Origin of the sequence: Streptococcus danieliae, from assembly GCF_013415245.1 — a bacterium.
Classification (GTDB): domain Bacteria; phylum Bacillota; class Bacilli; order Lactobacillales; family Streptococcaceae; genus Streptococcus; species Streptococcus danieliae_A.
Map to the genome: position 1 here is coordinate 1 of NZ_JACBXX010000067.1, position 24048 is coordinate 24048.

Consider the following 24048-nt stretch of genomic DNA (forward strand, 5'->3'; position numbering starts at 1 on the left):
TGAATAATAGCTGTCTCACAAGAGCGATTGGGACGAAAGCCATAACTATACTCTGAGAAGTGTCTTTCACAGATTGGACTGATGGTTTGAACAATCGCTTGTTGTACCATTCTGTCCATGACTGTAGGGATTCCAAGATTTCGGACGCCACCATTTGGCTTAGGAATTTCAACTCGTAAAACTGGTTGAGGTTTGTACTTCCTCTGCTTTATAAGTTCCTTGGTTTCTCGCCAATGTTGCCGTAGGAAATTATCCATTTCCTCAATGGTAACTCCGTCGATACCAGCAGAACCCTTGTTTCTTTTTACCTGATGATAGGCTTCAAGCATATTGTTCCGAGATAATATCTTATCTAGCAATTCTGACATGTGCGTATTCCTTTCTTGTTTCGGTGTCTGAGGGACATCTTAGATTCGTGAACCTTCTCCTAGTCAATACGTGACCGTCTCCAGTTCTATCAGACCGTTCTTTTACAGACACAAGTGAAGTAGGATTACTTCGGTTAATTGTTCGCCCCTTCGCTCCATTTCCATTACAGAAACTTCATCACTACTATGGGTTCGGCTGACTTCTCATGATTCGTTGTTACTACGTCTACGACGCTCATGAGACCTCACGGGATAAGTCGTATATCTTTCCTCGTTTACTCTCGTGATCTACGCATATAGGTTACGACTACCTTTTAGGACTTTAGAGTTTTCAGCCTCCTCATCCACTACATACGCCTTCATATCACATTTCTGTTCGTAGAGCCACGATTTCGCTATCCCTTCCTCTCCCCGCTACCTCACGATAGTCAGGCTTGGGAGTCGCTATTGGGTTCACCGGTAGCAGGTGCCCACAGAGGACTTGCACCTCAGATATACGACATGCCCGTCGTACGGAAAACGTCCCTTGACTCCAGCGAGTAAGGGACGTTTTTTGGTTTTCTTAAGGAGATAGCTGCGCAAAAATTGCTAGCCTAGACTCTTCATTTTTTCCGCTTATTTTTCACAGTACCTAGGGTTGCCAACATGGCAAGGCCTGCTACACTCAACAAGTAACCTGCTTCACTACCCGTATTTGGAAGCATAGAGTCATCTTGATAAGCTTTAGATGTAATATTAGCTGAATCCTTACGCACCAATGAAACAGCTCCAGGTTGCAAATCTTGATTTTCAAAAATTTGAGGAACCACAGCTGGAGCCCCTTTCAAATGAGAAGGATCCAAGGCTGGTAAATCATAGCGAGTCCCAGAACCTGTTTTAGCCTGAACAGGAACGAGACTTGGTACATCCTTGAACGTACCCTTATCTACCGAACCAGACTGCTTAACCTGGGATGGGGCCAGCTTCGGTAAATCATAACTAACACCGCTACCACGCTTAGTCTCTACTGGAGGCAGACTTGGCAAATCATGGCTAGTGCCGGAACCTGGCTTACTCTCCACTGACGGCAGACTTGGTAAATCCTTAACTGTGCCATCTCCCACTGGACCAGACTGTTTAACCTGAGACGGATCCAGCTTCGGTAGGTCATGGCTGGCACCACTACCTGGCTTCATCTCTACTGAAGGCAGACTTGGCAAATCATGGCTAGTGCCGGAACCTGGCTTACTCTCCACTAGCGGCAGACTTGGTAAATCCTTAACTGTGCCATCTCCAACAGAACCAGACTGTTTAACCTGGGACGGATCCAGCTTCGGTAGGTCATGGCTGGCACCACTGCCACGCTTAGTCTCTAATGGAGGCAGACTTGGTAGATCTTTGGTCGGACCGTCTCCCACGGGACCAGACTGTTTAACCTGAGACGGATCCAGCTTCGGTAGGTCATGGCTGGCACCACTACCTGGCTTCATCTCAACTGAAGGCAGACTTGGCAGATCTTTGGTCGGACCGTCTCCCACGGGACCAGACTGTTTAACCTGGGACGGATCCAGCTTCGGTAGGTCATGGCTGGCACCAATGCCTGGCTTCATCTCTACTGAAGGCAGACTTGGTAGATCTTTGGTCGGGCCGTCTCCCACCGAACTAGACTGTTTAACCTGGGACGGATCTAGCTTCGGTAAATCATAACTAACACCACTACCACGCTTGGTCTCTACTGGAGGCAGACTTGGTAAATCATGGCTAGTGCCGGAACCTGGCTTACTCTCCACTGGCGGCAGACTTGGTAAATCCTTAACTGTGCCATCTCCCACGGGACCAGACTGCTTAACCTGGGATGGGTCTAGTTTTGGTAAATCATAGCTGGCACCGCTACCTGTCTTAGTTTCTAATGGAGGCAGACTTGGTAAGTCGTAGCTAATACCTGTGCCTGTCTTAGTCTCTAATGGAGGCAGACTTGGTAAGTCCTTAACTGTGCCATCTCCAACAGAACCAGACTGCTTAACCTGGGATGGGTCCAGTTTTGGTAGATCCTGAGTTGCACCGTTCCCGACGCTGTTGCCTTGTTTGACTTGAGAGGGATCCAAGGCCGGCAAATCATAGCTACTACCTGCACCCGTCTTAACTTCAACCGAAGGGAGGATCGGAAGCTCTTGGCTGATGACAGGATCTAGGGTTTTAGACTCTTTCAAAACTAGAGCCTTAAAGGCTTGAGTCAATTGTGCTAAGTCCTGATCTAATTGAGCCTGCTGACTCCGGTTGTAATTCCATGAAAAAGCCTTGAAGACTTGCCTAAATGGAGCCAAGCTTTCTGGTGTATAAATCGATAAATCTTTGGGAACCTGGGCTAACAAGGTTTGGGTTGGCCCATAATCTGCCAAGAAGTAGGTTGCATTCTTATCAGCCAAGGCCTTGAGCAACTGCTTGGCCAATTCTGGTCGATACTCCCGACTTGGATCATCCGCCCAGATAGCCACCATACTTCCAATGCTTGGAATCTGAGCTCCTTGGTTTTTCGGAACCGAGGTTAGCGGCGTCTTTTGGACACCATCTAAGGCCTGGTTTAGATTGTACCAACCACCATTGGCATGATTCCGACCGACAATATAATACCAGGCATCATTGGTGTTCAGAATGGCGTGTCCCTTATCTGAAAGGAATTTAGAAGAGGCTACATCATAACCATTCCAACCACCAGTCCACATAGACACAATAATGTCCTTGTCAAATTGACCTGCATTTTCCTGTTGATTGTAATAAATACCATCATTAAAGGCCATTGGCTTGAGACCGTGACTCTTAACAATCCGAGCCAAGTCATTAGCATAGGCTACAAAGCGTTGGTAACCATCCTGAGGATAGTTTTTCCCAGCCACGACCGACGGATCTCCCTGCAGAATCCGCCAGCCTTTCGCCGCATCTGTCACATCATTGGCAAACTCATCCAAACCAATATTGAAGATTTCGACCTTCCCACTGAAATAAGCCGCGTAACGTTCAATCAGTGCTTTCGTAAAGGCCACAGCCTCATCATTACTAATATCCACCGTTCGCGCTGAGCTTAGACCAGCGAATTGGAAGTTGGGCCGCTCAATCCCCAATTTCGCCATCGCCACCAAGATGGCATCCATATGCCCCGGACTATTAATCACAGGAATAACCTTTAGATTGCGCCCTTTCGCATAAGCCAGCAAGTCGTCCATTTCTTTTTGGGACAAAGCCGAACCATTTGGATCCTTGTAATAATGATCGTTACCCGCTTGAATAGCATCCTTAACGTCCTGACTCGCGTAAGAATGGCCATTCACAGTTAGGCTCATATCGTCCAGAAGAAAACGGAGACCATCATTCCCTAATAGCAGGTGGAAGTCTGTGTAGCCAAGCTCACTAGCTGTATCCATCAGATCCTTAAGCTGAGCAACTGAAAAATACTTACGCCCCGCATCGATGGAAACAACCTTCTTGAGAGCCAAGCGTTCCGCTTGCTCCTCAGGACTTAAAACCACTGGAGGATCGGTAAACACTTTGACACCAACATGGGAATAAATAAAGTTGTTAATCGGACGAATGGTTAGAGTCTGTTCCTTCAGCTCCAAGTTATCAACCGTATACAATAACTTAGCAAATTGAGTTGGGCCATCCGTATTAACCGTCCCAACTTGCCGGCCATCCACTTCCAGGGAAATAATCCCTCCTCCACGGAACTGATCCCCATAGACCTCGAGCCGATTTCCCGTAAAGCGGACACTCAGGCTACCAGAAAAGCTACCATGGGCAGGACCATAATTATCCCATTTCCCCTCGTAATGCGTTTTGTTCAACTCATGATTCTGGGTAATATCCGTATGCGTCACCATCTGACCTTCCGTTTGTGAGGCACTTGATGGATCTGCTACACGAAACCGAACTCCCACAGCCTCCGGCTTAGGACTCTCTGCAGCAGGCATCTCTGTCACAGCTGACGGCACATCTTCCGACACTGTTGCAGCAGGCTGCTCCACTGGCTCGCTGATTTTCACCGCCTCTAGCTGCGCTTGCTCTCCGCTATCTGCCAAGACTTCCGTGGCAAGTGATTCTCCCGCTTCCACTGAACTATCCGCACTGACAGGATTGGCTCCAACAACAGTCAAACCAACCATCACAGAAACTAACCCGACCGAATATTTCCGAAACGAATACCGTTGTCCCTTCTCTAATCCTTGCATCCTCCATGCCCCCTTCACTTTTCGATTCATCTACCAAAACGAAACCTGTTTCAAGCCACAAATAAATTGGTTTTACGATAATTTGAGTATAAAGGAAAACGCTTACTTGTTCAATAAATGGAACCGGAAAAAGCACTGGTATTCCAGACCAAGACAAAAATAAAGCCCTATTCTATAGGCTTTACAACCAATAGAATAGGGCTTCAAAAAGAACCACACGACTCAATTAACGATCCGTGAAACAATCAAAGGCCAAACGCTCACTTCCATCTTCAAGCCAGATCAAGCCACATTCCACAAAACCAAACTTTTCCAAGGCTCTCCGCATGGCTCGATTATCCCGATGGGTATCAATCCGCAAATAAGAATAAAGCTCCCCACAAGCCTCAAAACAGGCACGGGCTACCCCTCGCGTCCGACCATCTGAGGCCAAACGATGAATCACCCCATGTGGCTCCTGACTCCGAAAGAATCCCTCAATCCGTTCATAGGTCGGATCCGGTCCCGGCATCAAGGCAAAAACGCCGACCACCCGATTGGCCTCTACACAAACATAGAACTGACCAATTTCAATATCCTCTTCAATCAGTGCACGGGTCGGATAGCCCTCGTTCCACTGACTCGGATTTCCCTGGGCCACCATAAACTGCCGTGCTCCCTGATAAATCTCCATAATCGTATCAAGATCGCTCCATTCAGCTTTCCGAACCTTCATCACAATTCCTCCTGATTCAAAAACTCAATATAACTCAGTCCCCATTTCTCAACCTCATCCAAGACTCCCTGGAAACTCCTACCTAGTTCCGTCAAGCTGTACTCAACCCGAGGGGGAACCTCTGGATAGACCTTGCGATGGACCAACTTATCCTTCTCCAATTGCCGCAAATGACGGGTCAGAATACTTTGGGTGATCCCTGGAATATTCCGTTGCAATTCATTAAAACGCTTGGTTCCAGTACTCAACTGGTAGATGATCACCAAAGCCCACTTCCCCGTCAAAACCCGTTGCGTGGTTGCAAAGGGACAAATTCCGTATTCACTCACTTTTGTGGACATTTTTTCTCCTTATTTCATACCAATACTACCACTTTTGCTACTAACCAACAGAAAAAAATCTACTTGTTTTCTTGATTGTAAAAACTATAATTGGATTATATCAAAAAAGGAGATCACTTATGTCACAAAATCTAGAAATCTTTAATCAGTACAACCAAGGCCTAATCGACGGGAACTTCCCAGCTGTGTTTGAAACCATGGCCGATGACATTATCTGGCACCAACCTGGCAATCACTCCACATCAGGAACCATTATTGGCAAAGATAAATTAGGTGCCCACCTAGCAACCTTTGGCCAAAAAACAAATGGAACCTTTAAAGTCCTAACCAACTGGGTCTCTGATAATAATGACCTCGTCGCAGCTAACGTGACCTTTATCGGAACCCGCCCAGACGGAGTCGAACTCAACATGAACGGAATCGACCTCTTCCGCATGGAAAACGGTAAAATCCAGGAAGTCTGGCTCTTCTCATCCGATCAAGTCCTTGAAGATGACTTTTGGAACTAAGTAGATAAAGAACTTGCGCTATAAACCGCAAGTTTTTTGCCTACAAAGCCATGGAATCTGATTCCCGATCTAGAATCTGAGTCACAGCCTGACCGCCTAGGTATTTTTGCGCCTGCTCAACAATAAATTGAAGGGCAACTTCCAGAGCCTCTTCCCTGCTTGGGTCCAATAATTCCAACACCAAAAAAGCATTCTGGCTATCCTCTCGAATCATGGTCCGCTCCCCGTCCCGCCAATTGAGGCAGCGACAGACAGCTCCGGCTTCATCCCTATAACACAATTCTCCAGCTAGAGTAGGAGTGTTCTCATCACTGCCGATAAGATAAAACTCATCTCCTCCCTCAGTCAAACCAAGCTGTAGATCTCCCTGAAAACGATCCAAATCTTCTGCTCCACACGGTAAAGCATAGCGTAGACTCGCCGCATTGTAGATATCAACCAGGGGTAAGATAGACCCCACCGGTTTGCCACTTTTAGCCCGTTTCAAAAGAGCTTCAATACTGGACCTGGCACCCTTTTTCGTCTTAAATTTTTGGAAGGCTTGGCGATAAACTTGAATGACTGGATTTTCCGCAAAGGGTTCCCCCTCGACAAACGACTTAGCCAGCTCGTTACTCTCCGCTAACAGCTCTTGGAGTTCCTTTGGCGACTCCGCCAGCTGCTGATAGTCCTTAAGTAGAACTACTCCAATTTTTGCCTCTGGAAAGAGATCCCAGAAAGATGAATCAATCATAAAATGTGCCATAGTTGTCTCCTTTCTAGCCCCACAGTTTTAAAAAAACAGCACTGTAAAAGTATCTTCTAAGACCTAACGATACTTTCAAGTGCTGTCACCCGGTGGCGCTTCATTTTAAATTTAATTTTCATCATTTTACCACAAATGATATGTTTTTTCTACTCTCGTAAAAATTCTTCCAAGGCGGGTAGGGCTACCTGGTTAAACTGAGCATCAATCCAGTGTCCTCCTCCCTCGACTGTCACTAATTGGGAATTTGGAAATACTTTTAGGGCTTCCAAACTATAGGAATAGGGAACCACATCATCAAGGGTACCATGAATCAGCATCACTGGTGCTGTTACTTTTTTCATTTCCTGCTGGATATCAACAGACATGGCATCCTTGAGGTAGATCGAACCTAGTTGAGCATTGCGGTGTGTAATCACATCCGGCAGGTCTTTCGGTGACTTGACACCTAGACTGGCATAGGTTGCCTCCACATCATCAAAAAGGACAAAGGCCGGGAAGATTAAGGCTAGTTTGTTAATCCGATCGGCATGCTCTGCCGCATAAAGAGTCGCAACAACACCACCCTGACTCGCCCCTATAAGGGTCACTTGGTCTCCTTGGACAAACTTTTCTTTGGACAACTGCTCAACAACAGCTTCTAGATCAGCCTTTTCTGTTAAGACCGACATATTGAGCATATCGGTCCCCCCACTTTTGGAAGCTCGACTGCCTCCATAAAAATCAAAACGGTAAACCAGATAACCCTGCCGTGCCAATTCCTCAGCATAGTCCACATAATTTTCCAAGGTATTGTTAAAACCATGAGCAATCACCAGTAGCGGACGCTTTTCCTGCTTATAGTTGGCATCCGCCGTAATCACACCTGCCAAATTCACTTGATCCCGTTGAACCTGATAGTCTTCATGAACAATGTTACTGGATTCTTGCAAGGAAAGCTCCGTGTTTTGGGCTTGAACAACCGTTTCTGGGCTTGGACTCTCATAATTTTTACGCATAAAAAACCAAAAACAACTCAGGGCTAATAACAGAATACTAAAAATATAAATCCCTTTACGCATACTTCCTCCTACTAGCTTCACTTGGCTTCAATCACTTTAATGGCTTTGGCCGGATTACCAGCTAGAACAACATTATCCCCAAAAGATTTGGTGATGACAGCACCGGCCCCGGCAACAACATTATCGCCCAAGGTGACTCCTGGCAGAACGGTTACACCGCCACCAGCCCAGAAATTATCACCAATAGTAATCGGTGCTCCGTATTCCAAACCAGCATTGCGCTCCTCCGGATCCAGTGGGTGGAGGGGAGTCAGAAATTGACAGTTGGGACCAATCATGGCATTTTTGCCAATCCGAATGGGACAAACATCCAACATGGTCAAATTCCAATTGGCATAAAAATTCTCGCCAAGATGAATATTAACCCCGTAGTCACACACAAAACGTGGTTTCACAGATAGTTGCTCACCTGTTGAGCCAAACCACTCTTTTAAAATCTCTGCACCAAGCTGGCGATCTTCTTGTTCATTAAAGGCTTTTTGATAGGCCCTGGAAGAGGCGACTAAAGTCCTTAACTCAGGGTCCGCTGGATTGTAGTACTGCCCCGCTATCATTTTTTCAAATTCAGACATCTGATAACCTCTCCTCAAAATATACTACCACCATTATAGCAAAACCTCTTTCCTTTAGCCCAAAAATTGAATATCCAGGCTGGCTTAGGGTATAATGGGTGCTACAAGCTCTCACCCAACGAAGTGAGACCTCACAAAAGATAATTATCGAAAAGGAGCTTATCATGTCCATTCGTCCAGCAGAAACCAAAGATGTCCCAGCCATCCTCAGCCTGCTAGGAGAAATCCTCGCCGTCCACCACCAGGAACGTCCAGATATCTTTAAGGCTAGCGGCAGTAAATACACAAGTCAAGAACTAGACCAAATAATCGCAAAGGCTGAACAAATGGTCTTTGTCTATGAAGAAGAGGGGCAGATTCTAGGCCATCTCTTCTGCCAAATCCAGGAGCCCCATGGCAATGCACTCCAACCCATCAAAACTCTCTTCATTGATGACCTCTGTGTGGCTAGCACTGCCCGTGGACATGGAATCGGCCAACAATTACTCGATTTCGCCAAACAATATGCGCGTGAGCAGGACTGCTACAATCTGACACTAGATGTCTGGACTGACAACGCTGCGGCTGTCCGCTTCTACCAACGGCTAGGACTGCAATCACAAAAAATCCGAATGGAGGAAATTTTATGACCGACACGCGCACCATCTACGATTTCACCGTTCTAAAGCAAAACCAAGACATCCTTTCTTTGGACCACTTTAAAGGGCAGGTCCTCCTCATTGTCAATACAGCAACCGGTTGCGGGCTAGCCTCCCAGTACCGAGAATTACAGGCCCTCTACGACCACTATCAGGATCAGGGCTTTACCATTTTGGATTTTCCCTGCAATCAATTTTTAGGCCAGGCCCCTGGAAGTGACGAGGACATCAACCGCTTTTGTGAGCTTAACTATCAAACCACCTTCCCGCGGTTTGCTAAAATTAAGGTCAACGGGAAAGCAGCCGATCCTCTATTTATTTGGCTCAAAGACCAAAAATCCGGCCCCTTAGGCAAACGAATTGAATGGAACTTTGCTAAATTTCTCATCAATCGCCAAGGTCAAGTAGTCACACGTTTCGCCTCCAAAACGACTCCCCTAGCTATCGAGGAAACCCTCCAACAACTCCTATAAAGAGGGTAAAAGTCCTTAGTTGTAAAATTGACTAAGGACTTTTGCTTTTCCTCAAAGGCCAATGGCCTAGAGATTATTTCAATTTCTGCAGGTTCCGTTTCGCTCCCTTAGCCAAAGCTCCCACCACTGGATGAGGAAGGTAGAGCTCATCTAAATAGGCCACATCTTCTTGATTCAATTCCAGTCCAAAAGCTCCTACTAAATCATCCAGATAAGCTTCTTTGGTAATACCTAGGACTGGGCTATGCATCCCCTTTTGCCACAGCCAAGCTAGGGCCACTTGACTCCGACTTCGATTATATTTAGCCGCCAAATCTGCCACACGCGCCACAATTTTCCGATCCTCTGCTTCGGTACCATCGTACTTAGCACGGGCACTTTGATCCGCCTGACTGCGCGCCGTATCCGCCGACCAATCCCGCACAATCCGCCCTGCCGCTAATGGACTGTAAGGGACCAAGGCGACCCCCGTCTCCTGACAGAAAGGAATCATCTCTCTTTCCTCCTCCCGGTAGAGAAGATTGTAGTGATTTTGCATAACGGAAAAAGGAGTCCAGCCCCTCTTGTCTGCCACATATTGGGCTTGCTGGAATTGCCAGGTGTACATACTAGATGCCCCTAGATAAAGTACTTTACCCGAACGAACCAAGTCGTGAAGAGCCTCCATGGTCTCCTCAATCGGTGTGTCATAATCCCAACGGTGAATATAAAGTAAATCGATATAATCTGTTCCCAAACGCTTAAGACTTTGCTCCACCTGATGGAAAATAGCCTTTCGTGAAAGCCCTCTAGTATTAGGACCATCGCTTTGGCCATCCCCATAGAAAACTTTGGACGCAATCACCACTTCTTCTCTTTTTGCAAAATCCTTCAAAGCTCGTCCGAGAATTTCCTCACTCGAACCATAGCTATAGAAATTGGCAGTGTCAAAGAAGTTAATCCCCAGATCCAAGGCCTTCTGGATAATTGGGCGACTGGCGCTCTCATCCAAGACCCACTTGGAGTGAAAACCACGCGCTGGATCGCCAAAACTCATACAGCCCAAACAAAGCTTGGAAACCTCCAAACCTGTATTCCCTAATCTTGTATATTCCATGACTAACCTGCTATATCCAAATATATAGCCTTCCTTTCTAAGTTTTATGGACACTTCGCTAACCATTTTATCATAAGCAGAAGCTATTTAGCCGGGAAATTCATGAACGATAACACCTTGGAGAGTCGCAATCTCCTGATCATCACGCTGTAACTTGATTCTCGTTTAAAAATCTGTCGAGCAGAAAAAGCCAGGAACAAGGGACTCTAAAGCTCTTGTTCTTGGCTTGAGCCAGATCGACAGTGATTGCTCAATAAAAATACAGCAGCACAGGAAGCAGAAGCCAACTATCTGCTCTTCCTTTCTAGATAATGATTGACCATATAAGCTGAACTTGTAGCTGTAATGACAATCCACTCTCTAAAAGGGACATTTGTAAGTGCTGTCGCTATGTAGACAATCACTAGGCCAAGGATATTGTAGTACATTCGTTTTAAGATGTATTTCATCATTAGAAATTAATCCGGTCATCATAGGGAGGGACACTTATAACTTTGGAAAATTAGGTAAGCCTCCTTGATGAAGCTTAATGACTGCTATCCTTGCTGGCTTCTATTGTTTAATTCGGGTGAAATGACCTCGCTTCTTAATTGTTAGTATCGGGTGAGGCTGAGACAAAAGTCAAACCTCACTGACTTTGGTTAACAAAATACCTTTGACGCAGTAGCTGATTGGCCTCTTCGTTCGCTTTTCAAGCTCGGAAGAGGACCTAATCAGCCTTGCGGGGGTGGGACTACGAACTAAATTTTTCCAAATTTAGTTCTGTCCCACTCCCATCTCCCAGACCTTTTTCATCTATCGCCTCGTTTTTTCTCTATATAGAGATATAAAAATCCAAAAAAGAGGCCTATAGTTCCAGGTATTAGAAGCCAATCAATCAGTAAATCCATAGTAGTTCCTTTCATATCCGTTTGTAGTTTTTTCAAAAGCGGAAACCCAGCTATTCACCGAATAGCCAGGTCTCGTAAACACTATTTGTTCTCACAATTTTGATTTACAATTTTTTTGAGTTTTTCTTTTCTTTTCGAGGATGTGCCAGCATCCAAACAAAGACTGTAAATCCTCCCAGAAAACTATAAAACCCGTGTTCAAATAACCATTTTAGAGTATCCATTATTACTACCTTTCTATTACCACCAGCAAGTAGCTCCATAGCCTGCAGCAGCTCCTGCACCACCAAGAACTGCACCAATTGCAGCACCAGCTGGACCTCCAGGAGATCCACCAATTGCACCACCAATCGCGCCATTAACAGCTGCTTTGCCGGCATCTCCCCAAGAACATCCACCACCAAGAATACCCATGAGGACATCCATTGAAAGAGACTGAGCAACAGTGTCATTAAAAGTAGTCATAACAATGACCTCCTAAAAAATATTGTCAGATTGATCATCCGACTTCTACAGTGTAACAGAGTTCAGACGGTTTCCAACCAATATGTCCTAAAATGTCACGAGAACGTCCTGAATAGCAGTTTTAGTTTTTTCCTACTCCTAAATAAAAAAGCTCAGGGATTAAAGTTCCCTCCATCTAACCTTTCTCCTGATTCTACTTTAAAAACCACACTATCGTCCTCTCATCCTGAATACTTTCAAGACTGGAACTAACAGTGTGGTTTTCCTAAAATATCCTCTAATCCTGTTTCTAGGAAAGTAACAGGTCTACCATGATCGAAGTAAGTATCATGATCCACAGAATCCTACTAACAACCTGCTTCTCCTTTTTACTCCTCCCAACAATCGAAGTCTTCACGATCAAGACATGAAAACTAGCGGCTACCAGTAACAAAATAAGATGTTTCCAAACCATTTCTACAAAGCATCGGATATCCCTGATGCTAAACAAACAACAGCTGCTGCGGCTGTTGTTACAGGTCCTGTTGCCGCAAAGAATAGCTCAAAATTCAATTTTTCACACATACAGATATCCCTCTTCCTTCTAGTTTCCTACCATACCGCCTATAGTACAAATACGGGCACCTGTAAGTCTGCAAAACCTACTCTGCTTCCTTCTGCTACTATAATAGCAGTGTTTTTAGCATTTTCCAATCTTCTCTACCATCGCTCCACAAAATACACAGTAGATAAAAAATGGACTCTTCTCTTTCCACCCCCAGTATAACAGAGAAGAGTCCGTCTCCAACCAACATGTTCTAGAATGGTTTGAAATCGTCCTGAATAACCTATTTTATATTTTCCAGTTCTAAGATATAAAAGCTCGATTATCCAAGCTCAATCTTCTCCCTATCACTAAAAAGCTTTTGAGTTGTTTTTTCGTTTACATAAGCTAAAATGGTAATTAGCAGTAAATTTTCAAAGGAGAACCTTATGTACCATTCACAATTTGAACTCGGGGCCGTTGCCTTAAATGTTCGTAACCTTGCATTACAAAGTCTATTTTACCAACAAGTTCTAGGACTTGAAGTTCTAGCTGAGACAGACCAACAGGTAGACCTAGGAGTAGGCGAACAGGTTCTGATCCATCTGTTAAAAACAGAACAAGAGGGTTCTGTTGCAGCTAGTTATGGCCTCTACCACTTGGCTCTGGTACTGCCCAGTCGCCAAGATTTAGGAACCATCCTGCGTCACTTTATTGACAACAAGATCCCTTTGCAAGGGGCTAGCGACCATGGTTATAGTGAGGCAATTTACTTAGCGGATACGGAAGGAAATGGCCTCGAAATCTACCGCGACCTCCCTCAAGAAAACTGGGATATTCGTGAAGATGGTCGCATTATTGGGATTACCGAAGCCTTGGATGCCGATACCATCTACCAGCTTGGACAAAGTAGCCAACAGGGATATCGTCTGCCCCTCGGAACCCGGATGGGTCATGTACACCTCTCGGTCAAAGATAGCGAAAGTGCTAGCCGTTTCTATCAAGAGGTGCTGGCTCTGGAGGACAAATTCTCAATCCCATCCGCAGCCTGGCTGGCCTCCGGTAACTACCACCACCATCTAGCTGTCAATGAGTGGGGTGGTAAGCATTTACAAGAGCGTTCAGAAGGGCTGCCTGGTCTCGCCTACTATACAGTTGTGTATTCACAACCTGATCATTACCAAGCCACCATCGCACGCGCCCGTGCCGCTAACCTCGAACTGGAACAAGGTGGTCCAAAGGCTAGCTTTGTCGATGTTGACGGCATTAAAACCTTGCTAGTGTTGGAAGAAAAGCAATAAGAACCAGGGATTGAGCAAAAATTCCTAAAAATAAGAAAGGACTTAGAATAACCTTGGCAAACTATTATTCTAAGTCCTTTTTAGATTTCCTATTCTCAGTAACAGAGTGTTACTCAGTCTGCTTCTTACTACTAGTTTCAGTTAATTTCCAATCTCAGCTTTCCTTGACTCATGCTGACATCGTTGATCAAGTCCAGGAGTTGCTTATCCAGGACGAGATCCTTAGTCTCTGCCAGATACTTTTGGAAATGACTGGTTTCCCGATGGCCTTGATAGGCAGCCTGGCTGGCATAGACTTCAAAGAAATACCAGACCTGGGGTTTCGCCTGATCCTGAACTGCATACATAGCCAAAACTCCGTCCTCCTCTTTCAAGGAGGTTTTCATATTTTTCAGCACACTCTCTGTAAAAACAAGCTGTCCTTCAACACTCGTCTCCACTCGGGCGAATTTCAGGTAATAGTGATCTGGCCCAAGCCAAGTATCGGAATCTAATTTTTCCGCAAGGAAAACAGGATTTACCTCATAGGCTGTTCGCTCTCTTAACCGAGACCCTGCCTTGGACACATAATTTTGATATTGCTCCGATGCCCGGTGGGTCGCATAGGCCGCTTCCCCTTCATAAACCTCAAAAACAATAAAGGAACCCGAAGCATCCACTCGCTCTGCTACAAACATCGCCAAGGTGCCAGGCTCCTTGCAGTGGGAGGTCCGCACATTATGCACCCCTACCTCATGCAAGAGCGCCCGATCCTGAGCCTCAACACCAATCGCAAATACATTCACTCTCATTGCATCATCCTTCTAAAGTTTTGGGCAAAAATGGCATCCTTATCCAGGTCGGAAATTGGCAACTGGTTGATGGCCTCCACAATCACCTCTGTTGCTCCAGCCGGTGCGATGCCAAGAGGGGCATCGGTGCCAAAGAGAACCTGATCTAATCCAAAGTACTCCAGCGTCAACTCAAGGGCCTTGGAATTCCCAAGAATCGCCGTATCAACATAGAACTTCTGGAAGTCTGCCGCTTGTTCCGGCGGTAAAATATGCCGAATCCGCTCTGCGAAAAAAGGAATCATAGCCCCTGCATGGTGGACAATCACCTTCAAATCAGGAAAATCCTGGAAGATCCCAGCCTGAACCAACTGCAACATGGCTTGGGTCAATTCATACTCCCACGAAAAGACAATGTTGTTATCCGGCTTGCGCTCATCAAAAATAGGGTGCAGCCAAATCGGTATGCCCAAGCGCTGACAAGTTTCAAATATAAGCCGATAGGCTGAATCCGCAATAGACTTCCCTAAAGCCCGCGTGAACAACTGGACACCTACCAACACCTCGGACTCCGCAACCTCTTCCAGAATCTGAACCGCCGCCTCCAAATGATTCATGGGCACCATGGCAACACCCGCTACATACATATCCGGCTGACCAGCCACGACCTCAGCTAATTCCGCATTGGCCTCCCGACAAAGCGCGGCAGCTGTGACCGGATCCACATAATCCTCCGGATTCACATTCACATAAGACAGAACCTGCTGCGTCTCGCCATCCCAAAACTGACGTCGCTGGTCCAAATCCGTCAACAACGGATGCTGAATAAAGGGAAAAAGTTCCGGCAAACGTGGCTCTATGGCCAACATTTTTTCATAAAAACCGGGTAACAAAACATGGGCAAAGACATCAATCTTAGTCATCCACAGCCCCTCCTTAATGTGTAGTTCCAGCAGCTACTTTCATATCCTGTCCCTCATGCTCTACCAAGAGTTCTAGTAAGACCAGCACCCCCTCCAACATCTGCTCTAGGGACAGCGAAGCCACACCTGGCTTATTCTCCACCTGCTCTGGCAAATAAGGTAGATGGAGAAAACCTGCCCGCAAAGCAGGACGATGCTGACTAGCCCAGTGCAACACCTCATAGAGAACCTGGTTGCAAACAAAAGTTCCCGCTGTATTCGACAAACGAATCTCTTGACCCCGCTCTTGCATCCCTGCCAACAAAGCCTTGAGGGGCAAGGTCGAAAAATAAGCTGCCGGTCCCTCAGCTCGCACCGGATCATCAATCGGCTGCTCCCCTGCATTATCCGGAATCGGTGCATCCATCACATTAATGGCCACACGCTCCAAGGTCAGACCCTTACGTCCCCCAGCCTGACCCAAACACAAGACCAGATCCGGCTCCAACTCACCCAACACCGATTCCAGTTCTGCCCGAGCGCCACCAAAAGCTGTCGGCAACACCCGCCAAACCAACTCATGCCCCAAGATTTGATCCGGTAGACGCTTAACAACTTCCAGAGCTGGATTCATGGCCTCTCCATTAAAAGGCTCAAAAGCTGTTACTAAAATTTTCATTGTTTCCCTCAGATTGACGAACTATAAAAAATTGAATTCCCGTTTCACGCAGCAGGAGTTCAGTTTTCCAAGACACGATTACGATTCCTCTTCCCCCAACACCACCTGATGCATTTCAAATGAAGATAAGCGATACTGCCCACCAAGCCATTGTTTATCTAGAGTACCTTTTTATTAATCTCCGATACGTTATTCTTTCCTGCTCTACTATCACTAGGTGTTTTAGCCATGACGATAGTATAACGATTATCGTTGTAATAAGTCAGCTTATAATGTGTACCGTCTTCTGATACTACAAATCCCAACTTTTTCAATTCTTGCTTCAATTTTGAATTTATTCCCTTATAATCAGTTAGTAGACGCTTTATTTCATCTCGTCTGTTATTCAAAATATCATCAATTTCATTTTGCTGAACAATATCTTGAATAATATGTTTCTTACGAGTTTTATCAGACATCCCACCTAGAGAATCTGATAAAACAGACAGAACAAATGCTCTTTTCTCTCCTTGGAAAAACTCTTTTTCAGTTCCACTAGATAAAAAACCTTCATTTACTCCCTGTCTATTAAAAAACTCATTTTTATAATACTCTAGTTCGTTTTCCCTGTCTAAAAGTTTAGAAGTTAATCGTTTATTCTCTTCCTCCAAATCATTCATTTCATCACTAAAAACCCTAAGAACCTCGTCTGTTTCCTCCTTAGTTTTTTCCGCTTCAGCACGCTTTGCTTTTTGACTTCTAAATCTATCTTGAAACAAAGACGTGAGAACACCATCCCATGTATATAGATAGGGAATCGTCTGCTGATTAGTATAATGAATAATATCTCTTACAATACTTTGACTGACAACATCTGGATCAAAGTGCTCGAGCACCCTTCTACGTTTCTTCTGAATCATATCTGTTTGATAGTAGATTCCAATATTGCCGTTATATTCATTTTTGTCATCACAGAAGCTACGAATTAAATCATTCGAACTAACATCTTCTTGAACAAAAACGTGTGCAACTCCTTTTAAAGCATAGGACAATTTACCAACATCAATGGGAGTTCTATTTAAAAACGTCTTTGAAACATATACGATAGGTAAATCATATACCTTAGCACCATTAATAACTTCCACCAACATCTGATAATTTTCATCATTTATCCAATGAGGATTCATAGTAATAGGAAGATTGTTATCGTCTAGCACATATCCCTTTTCAATCAATAACTTAATGAATACCGGAGTTTTAAATGATCTATCTACATTAATTGCATCTTCAGTGAAACTTCTATCCAACATAATTGACATCTTAGACTCTTTAAAATTCATGATGTAATCTGTATTCCAAATAACCCCATCATCCAATTTCTTTTCATATCGAACTGCAAGAATATCCTCATTACGGTACTCCTTGAAATCAAGAGAGACCTTTTCATTTCCAAACTTCTGGTTATAAGAGCCATCCCACATCAAATTAGTAATTATATTATCATTATGTCTACTACCTTGATTCCATTCTATAACAAGTTTTAAGAACTCATCCTTAGTTAAAGAGTTATCTATATTTAAAATTGTAGAAAATAATAACATTAAATATCCTTTCTAGTAACTATTTTACAATCTATGTATGAATTAACTTCCTATTATTCCATCTGTCTAACATTAGCTTTTATCTGCACAACAATTTCTTCTGGAACTTCAAAGTATCTGTACAATTGTTCCTCAATTTCCGCAACAGATTGCGACCAATCGATAATAGAGTAGTCTGAGAAATCAAACCACGGAACATTACTCCAAACCTCTTTTGACTGATTGTGCTGTGTAATTTTCAATGTTCCCAGCATAGCACGAGCAAAGTCGGTCTTTATGTATTTAAGACAATTCTCAGCTTCTTCTTCTTGATCAAAAGCGCCAAAAGAAATGAAAGTTTGTGTATGACCCACGAGTGGGGTACCCACGAGTGGGGTACCCACGAGTGGGGTACCCACGAGTGGGGTACCCACGAGTGGGGTCGATAGGACTTCTCCAATCGACCCACTTCCGTTAGAAGCAGGTAAAAATACTTTGTATTTGTTCAAATTTGGATGTTCTTCAATCAAGTCAGGCTCAATCCATTTTGTAACTCTCTCATTGTTTAGCCTACCATATATTCCAATTTGATTCGTATATGTTTTCTCATCAGTAAAAATTTCTGGTAATTTTTCAAAAATATTTGAACCAATTGATTTTTCTTCAGAAATAGATACTCTCCCTTTTAATTCAGGATATTTATCATACAGTCGTTTAGTAAATTTATAACTACTCTTACCAAATAAGTACTCATTAAATGAACGAGCTGATTTTTCACGTACCAAATGCAACAAATCATTGAGCCACTCAATAGGAGTAAACCTCCCAATTGCTCCGAATACTCTCTTTTTATCATGTAAAGTAACTACTATTCCACCTTTTATATCTGTATTTGGAAATACTTGTGAAGAATCTTGTTCAAAGTAGAGAACCTTGAGGTGCTCATCTGCCAACATCTTCTGATTCCACGCTTTAGATGTTTGTCCTGCATTGAATAAAAATCGAGCTGGAGTGATCAGAAGGGCTTTATCAGATACTTCATAAGCTAAGTCCATGAACTTATGATAGATAGGCTCATCACGGGCAACTAGTCCAATTCCTTCGTTTTGATACGGTGGATTCCCAATTACAACATCAAATTTCACAGATTCAAAGGCCTCCTCTACTTGTTTTTTACCTTCTTCAATACTGGTTTTAAGAATATTGGAAAAATCTTCAATATAGACTACATTAGTTTTGTAATTTTTGTAGCCTTTGAGTGTTCGTTCGGTAATGGTTTTAGCCATTGGGGTTTTGGCAATGGCATAAATATTGTTAGCTAAAATGTCTTTATAAGTTCCTTCGGCATCAAAATGCTGGTCATTATTTTCTTGTAAAGCCTGATAGTAAAGACTCATTGCTGTATGGAGAGGGTAAAGTCCAGTTTTAGCGTTAATATCGATAATTTTACTTGCTGGGTGGTAAACATCTGCAGTAACTTCTTTATCGACCCAGTGGAGGTTAGGTTTAGCACCGTTGATCATCGATTCAAAGTTCTCATCATAGAAATTCAAACCTCCAATCCCCTTTGCAAGTTGCATATTGACCACACGCCATGGTGTCAATACAGTTTCTTTATCAGGATTCTTAAAGCTACCAAAAAGAATTGCAATTTCTTCTGCACGCTCGATGAAGTCTAGACTATCAAAAGATTTAGCACGCTGACGAATGATACGACCTGCCTCAATAAAGACTTCTGCATCGTAATACTTAGTGATTTCTTTAAACATCCCTTTGGTAAAACCTTTAGGCATAAACTCTTTCCAGGATTCATCATCGACTTCTTTAATAAAATCCTTGATGGTAATGTCCTTGCTTAAGTCAACATCCATCCCGTAAATCATCATTGGGATCCGAATGGAGACACCACGAAGAATAGAAATCATCGTCTTTTGTTGCTTCATGGCTTCCTTGAGTTTTTCCAGAGCTTCTTTTTCTTCTGGGCTACGCTCCCTAGCTTTCTTTTTCTTAGCACGCATAGCTTCATCATAGTCTTCATTAGAAAAACCATTTTCGTTAATGGTAACTTTCGTTTTTGTTTTTTGTTTCTGAGTCTTCCCTACAATGGACTTCAGTTTATTAAACCGCTCAGCATCATCTGATGTCAAAGTTAAAAGATTATCATTATAAAGACTATCATCTTCAAATCCGGAGCGGACTGCTTTTTCCGCATAGACTTTTTTTATTTGCGTCAGCATGCGATCGACATTAAAAGGTGCCATGCCATTATCACTCTTACCAAGAATCGGCATAAAGTTTAACAGATTGGCCATAGCTTGTTTTTGCTGTGACGTATTTTTCTTACCGACCCCTGAATTGATCTGCGCACTTTCTGCCATTACCGTGAGTGCACGATCTGGCGCAAAATCAAAAATATAACAGCGTTTCTTCATGCCCAATTTTTCATGGGAGAAAGGCGTCTGAGCACGAAAAGCAGCCTGGAGATAATTCATAGGACTATTTGTATTTGACAAAAAGATGACTGCTGTCCACTCAGGAATATTGACACCAGTTGTGAGCTTACGAACAGTCAGCGTAATCGTCTTAGACTGGGAAGGATCATCCGTGATAGCTTGACGGACCTTAGCCAAATCATTCTCTGAGCTATCTAAGATACTATCACTCTTATCGTTCTGAACAACATTAACAATCTCATAATCCTTCCCAAAAACAGGATGCTGTCTCAGAAGTTTTTCAAAAGCATTCGCTTCTTTCACACCTGGTAGCAGCCATAGCGTATGTCGCAACTCCTCCTGGTATTCTTGAGTTGAGAAAGGATAATTATTCTTATCATCAGGATTAGTTATATTATCTAGAAAACGACGGACATCTTCTTTATAGACCAGCTCACCATCCTTATCAACTTTGAAAAATTCACGAAAATTAAAGGCCTTATTTCCATCTGAAAATTTTTCTTTATTCCGCATATCAAAGGTATACATATGAACTTCCGGGAGCTGTTCATACGGATTTGGTTCATTTGGTTTTTCCAAATCCCACTTAAGCTTGGCCTGTTGCTCCATAACGTAGTCCCATGTATAGACCTGCTCGGGCTCAAATTGGTCCACAAGATTAAAAGGAGTCCCTGAAAGTTCGAGAATTTTCGTGTGTTTTTTGACTAAGGCAGACACAACTGCATCACTCAAATCAGTTTGGGTCCCCTCATGAGCTTCATCGATAATAATTAAATCCCAATCAACATCCGAAAATTCAGGAAGGTTAGTTTGAGCAGCATTATGACGTAATAACTGAATAGAAGCAAAGTAAATGAATGGGGAATCTCCAGTTTTCAGAGTTGCAAGTTTTTCCCCTTTATCCACTGAACCGTAAAGATAACCGTCTTCATTCATACTCATTTTTTGATAATCTTCAAACCAGGAATCACTGACAACTGGTCTATGGGTCATAATGAGCACTTTTTTGAATTGCTCCTCTTTAATAAGCTGGAGCGAAGTCAGAGTCTTCCCGAAACGCATCTTGGCATTCCAAAGCATGCGATCTTTTTTCTTAAAAATCTTTTGCGTCTGTTTCACAGCAGCTTCTTGCTCAGGACGTAAGCTGATACTTTGTTTTTCAGCCTTATACTCCGCTGGTGATTCACTAATAAAAGAATGACCAGCTTTAACAGCTTTAATAGCTGCTTTGGCTGTTTCTAGATCCGTCTGGAACCATTCATTTCCCTCTAGATGTTTTGGACGTTTAACTCCTGAACGCCTTAAAACTTCATGGACTTCAGAATCATGAAACCAAGACTTACTTGATTTTTTATAGGCTAACTCGACCCAACCTAGATCAAATTTTAGACCAGATGTAGTCATGTACTGTTTGATACGTTTGGGAGCCACTGTTCTGAGAAATTCACTATTCTCAGTCCAATCTGCCTCTAAATTATCACTAGGTATGGTTCCTTCCCCAACCTTCTGTGTTCCCTCATAAGCAGGGAATAAACCACTTTCATTATTGACACTTTGAATATATATAAATTTTCGCTCAGCAGTTGAATAACGCTCCTGCGCTTGAGGCTCTAAAAATTTATCATACAGTTCTACTTTAATTTCATCATCAATATATTCCGTCACAAACCACACCAAAATCATGTAGATGTTTTCCAATGCTTTCAAGGAATTTTCACGTGTTACATCCTCAGAATTTAAGGTATGAGCTGCACTATTCCCATGACCTTTAATAGCAAAAAAAGCATCTACAACACTTGAGTTACCAATAGCCCCCTTAATTATTTGTAGGCTTTGATGAAAGGTTGAACGATCAGGTACTTCAATGAAGGCCCGGTCTGCAAATAAAAGAGCTGTATTCTCAGCAATCTTCCTGACCTTGGTAAGCACTCCTTCATAATCACCCTGCGTATAATTAAACTCTGCCATGTTGACTGTCGCAAATAATTCGGCGGTATCTAGATCTACTTTCAAAAAATCAAAATTTGAAGTCGTCAGCATCTTTACTCTCCTAACATATACACTTTTTGAATCAAAACTTGCTTCTGTTCTTTTTCAACCAGAATTTCATCAACCCACAAATCAAGACTTAGTTGCCCTTCAACAACACGCTCTTGTCCTTCAAGATCTTCACCAAACAATTCCGCAAAAGGAAAAGCTATCTCCTCAACTACACTTGGATGCCCTTTAACCCGTCTCCACTCACTCAGCATGATTAACTCATTTGTCTCTGGATGGCGTTTGGTTAAGGTATTCCCTCGAACAATATTTTTTAAAATGAGAAAATGAGCTGACTTATAAAGATCGCTCTGACTATTCAAGCGTTGACCAAAAGTTTCCTCATACCAATTTAAATAATATAAGAACATTCTGGATCTTGCCACTGTAAGATTATCCTCTAAAAATTCAATGCCATAAATCGAAGATAAAGCAAAGAGTGACTTGGTCTTCCAATTACGCTGATGATATTGCTCCTTGACTGCTGTAAGTTTTCGAGCCAGAATAGCTTCTAGAAAATTTCCATCTCCTGCTGCTGGTTCTAAAAATGTAGCATAGATATTTTCACAAGCCTCCTTAACTCCTGGAGTATCCAACATTTTTTGAACCATCCAGGACGGTGTGAAAACTTCCCCATGTTTTTGAACTCTCTGTTTGGACTTGATGATTTGTTCAGTCACTTTTCATTACCTTCCACACACTCCAATTTCTTCTATTATAGCAATTTTAGAGCTTTTTTGAAAACACTGAGCGATTCTTGATAATCGAGTAGAGGCTAATTTCTAGTCCCTCTCACACCACCGTGCGTGCCGTTCGGCACACGGCGGTTCAATTAACTTTTAACGCATGTCGTTTAAGATAGAAATCTAGACAAGAAACCAGTCCTCTTTTAGTGAGGGCTGGTTTTGATATAGCTCGCTTTAAGACTGACTTCTGTACCACTAGTTGATAGTGGTTACCCCAGCCAGATACTTTATCGGCTATCCATTTCGGAACACCTAGTTTCAGAAGTCCCCATAGTCGTCTCGATTTTTTCTTCCATTGCTTCCAGATAATTACTCGGATACGAGTTCGTAAACGCTCATCTATTTGCGTCAGTATCGTTTTCATATTACCAAGTGAGAAGTAATTTACCCAACCGCGGATAACCCAATTTAATCGTTCAATCCGTGTCGTTAGGTCAATGCTCCACTTCCTCGTCGTTAGTCGCTTCAGCTTGCGCTTAAAACTCTGTACACTATCTTTATGGGGACGGCATTTCCAGCCTTTCGGAGATTTCCAAAAGCCAAAGCCTAAATACTTGAGTTTTGTAGGTCTCACAATCTTTGTCTTGGTCATATTGACCTTCAATCCTAATCGCTTCTCGATAAATCGGCTAATGGAGTGCATAACTCTTTTGGCGGATGCTTCACTACCAACTGTGATGACGCAGTCATCTGCGTAGCGAACAAAACGAAGACCTCGTTTTTCCAACTCCTTATCTAGTTCATTGAGCATGATATTAGACAAGAGAGGTGACAAATTCCCGCCTTGTGGGATACCGACCAACGTTTTATAACGTTGACCCTTAATCACGACACCTGAATGGAGATATTTCCGAATCAGTGATTCCGTATCCCCATCTTGGATAATGTTGTGTACTAAGGACATCAGCCTATCTTGTGGAACTGTATCGAAGAACTTTTCCAAGTCAATATCCACTATCCATTCGTAGCCATCGTTAAGATACTCAAGAAGTTGAATAATAGC

General features: G+C 43.3%; 19 protein-coding genes and 1 pseudogene. 4 read left to right on the forward strand and 16 right to left on the reverse strand.

Annotated elements, in window-relative coordinates; translation table 11 throughout:
* The 4 genes and pseudogenes from HZY94_RS02105 to HZY94_RS02120 all read right to left on the reverse strand — a co-directional run.
* On the reverse strand, window positions 1–368 hold a 368-nt coding region (locus HZY94_RS02105), incomplete at its 3' end, for a reverse transcriptase domain-containing protein (protein WP_257151889.1).
* Window positions 369–985: 617 nt separating this feature from the next.
* Window positions 986–4570: pseudogene (locus HZY94_RS02110) on the reverse strand (family 20 glycosylhydrolase); the annotation flags it as partial.
* Between the two features lie 226 nt (window positions 4571–4796).
* Window positions 4797–5285 carry a GNAT family N-acetyltransferase gene (locus HZY94_RS02115; RefSeq protein ID WP_179924828.1) on the reverse strand — a complete coding sequence of 163 codons (489 nt, stop codon included), beginning with the start codon at window positions 5283–5285 and terminating at the stop codon, window positions 4797–4799.
* On the reverse strand, window positions 5285–5626 hold the full coding sequence (locus HZY94_RS02120) for a winged helix-turn-helix transcriptional regulator (RefSeq protein WP_179924829.1): 342 nt from the start codon (window positions 5624–5626) through the stop codon (window positions 5285–5287). The genes HZY94_RS02115 and HZY94_RS02120 overlap by 1 nt, the downstream gene beginning before the upstream one ends.
* A 119-nt stretch (window positions 5627–5745) precedes the next feature.
* Here HZY94_RS02120 and HZY94_RS02125 point away from each other — a divergent pair, with 119 nt between their 5' ends.
* Complete coding sequence (locus HZY94_RS02125) at window positions 5746–6135, forward strand: nuclear transport factor 2 family protein (RefSeq protein ID WP_179924830.1); 390 nt, start codon at window positions 5746–5748, stop codon at window positions 6133–6135.
* 40 nt (window positions 6136–6175) lie between these two features.
* Here HZY94_RS02125 and HZY94_RS02130 read toward each other — a convergent pair whose 3' ends face one another.
* From HZY94_RS02130 to HZY94_RS02140, 3 genes are all read right to left on the reverse strand, one after another.
* Entirely contained in the window at window positions 6176–6880 is a 705-nt protein-coding gene (locus HZY94_RS02130; protein WP_179924831.1) for a B3/B4 domain-containing protein, read from the reverse strand.
* A gap of 149 nt (window positions 6881–7029) precedes the next feature.
* Window positions 7030–7941 carry an alpha/beta hydrolase gene (locus HZY94_RS02135; protein WP_179924832.1) on the reverse strand — a complete coding sequence of 304 codons (912 nt, stop codon included), beginning with the start codon at window positions 7939–7941 and terminating at the stop codon, window positions 7030–7032.
* A gap of 17 nt (window positions 7942–7958) precedes the next feature.
* Complete coding sequence (locus HZY94_RS02140; protein ID WP_179924833.1) at window positions 7959–8513, reverse strand: sugar O-acetyltransferase; 555 nt, start codon at window positions 8511–8513, stop codon at window positions 7959–7961.
* Window positions 8514–8677: 164 nt separating this feature from the next.
* Here HZY94_RS02140 and HZY94_RS02145 point away from each other — a divergent pair, with 164 nt between their 5' ends.
* Window positions 8678–9142 (forward strand): GNAT family N-acetyltransferase, encoded by a 465-nt coding sequence (locus HZY94_RS02145; protein ID WP_179924834.1) that lies wholly within the window; start codon window positions 8678–8680, stop codon window positions 9140–9142.
* Complete coding sequence (locus HZY94_RS02150; RefSeq protein ID WP_179924835.1) at window positions 9139–9624, forward strand: glutathione peroxidase; 486 nt, start codon at window positions 9139–9141, stop codon at window positions 9622–9624. The genes HZY94_RS02145 and HZY94_RS02150 overlap by 4 nt, the downstream gene beginning before the upstream one ends.
* Window positions 9625–9697: 73 nt before the next feature.
* Here HZY94_RS02150 and HZY94_RS02155 read toward each other — a convergent pair whose 3' ends face one another.
* On the reverse strand, window positions 9698–10720 hold the full coding sequence (locus HZY94_RS02155) for an aldo/keto reductase (protein WP_179924836.1): 1023 nt from the start codon (window positions 10718–10720) through the stop codon (window positions 9698–9700).
* Between the two features lie 1130 nt (window positions 10721–11850).
* Entirely contained in the window at window positions 11851–12075 is a 225-nt protein-coding gene (locus HZY94_RS02160; RefSeq protein WP_179924837.1) for a bacteriocin, read from the reverse strand.
* 972 nt (window positions 12076–13047) lie between these two features.
* Between HZY94_RS02160 and HZY94_RS02165 the strand changes: the two genes are divergently transcribed.
* Window positions 13048–13899 carry a VOC family protein gene (locus HZY94_RS02165; RefSeq protein ID WP_179924838.1) on the forward strand — a complete coding sequence of 284 codons (852 nt, stop codon included), beginning with the start codon at window positions 13048–13050 and terminating at the stop codon, window positions 13897–13899.
* Between the two features lie 137 nt (window positions 13900–14036).
* On the opposite strand, the gene HZY94_RS02170 is transcribed toward HZY94_RS02165, so the two are convergent.
* The 7 genes from HZY94_RS02170 to HZY94_RS02200 form a co-directional block, all read right to left on the reverse strand.
* On the reverse strand, window positions 14037–14690 hold the full coding sequence (locus HZY94_RS02170) for a putative quinol monooxygenase (RefSeq protein WP_160333011.1): 654 nt from the start codon (window positions 14688–14690) through the stop codon (window positions 14037–14039).
* Window positions 14687–15592, reverse strand: a complete 906-nt coding sequence (locus HZY94_RS02175; protein ID WP_179924839.1) for an amidohydrolase family protein — start codon at window positions 15590–15592, stop codon at window positions 14687–14689. The genes HZY94_RS02170 and HZY94_RS02175 overlap by 4 nt, the downstream gene beginning before the upstream one ends.
* A gap of 13 nt (window positions 15593–15605) precedes the next feature.
* Window positions 15606–16250: a pyroglutamyl-peptidase I gene (gene pcp / locus HZY94_RS02180; protein ID WP_160333013.1), complete on the reverse strand. Its 645-nt coding sequence runs from the start codon at window positions 16248–16250 to the stop codon at window positions 15606–15608.
* Window positions 16251–16408: 158 nt separating this feature from the next.
* Window positions 16409–17830: a hypothetical protein gene (locus HZY94_RS10455; RefSeq protein WP_179924840.1), complete on the reverse strand. Its 1422-nt coding sequence runs from the start codon at window positions 17828–17830 to the stop codon at window positions 16409–16411.
* A gap of 53 nt (window positions 17831–17883) precedes the next feature.
* The gene (locus tag HZY94_RS02190; RefSeq protein WP_179924841.1) at window positions 17884–22302 is read right to left on the reverse strand and encodes an Eco57I restriction-modification methylase domain-containing protein; all 4419 of its coding nucleotides are present in this window, start codon (window positions 22300–22302) and stop codon (window positions 17884–17886) included.
* Window positions 22303–22304: 2 nt separating this feature from the next.
* Window positions 22305–22979 (reverse strand): methylase, encoded by a 675-nt coding sequence (locus HZY94_RS02195; RefSeq protein WP_160332819.1) that lies wholly within the window; start codon window positions 22977–22979, stop codon window positions 22305–22307.
* A 148-nt stretch (window positions 22980–23127) separates the two neighbouring features.
* A partial coding sequence (locus HZY94_RS02200; protein WP_179924842.1) for a reverse transcriptase domain-containing protein occupies window positions 23128–24048 on the reverse strand: 921 nt, incomplete at its 5' end.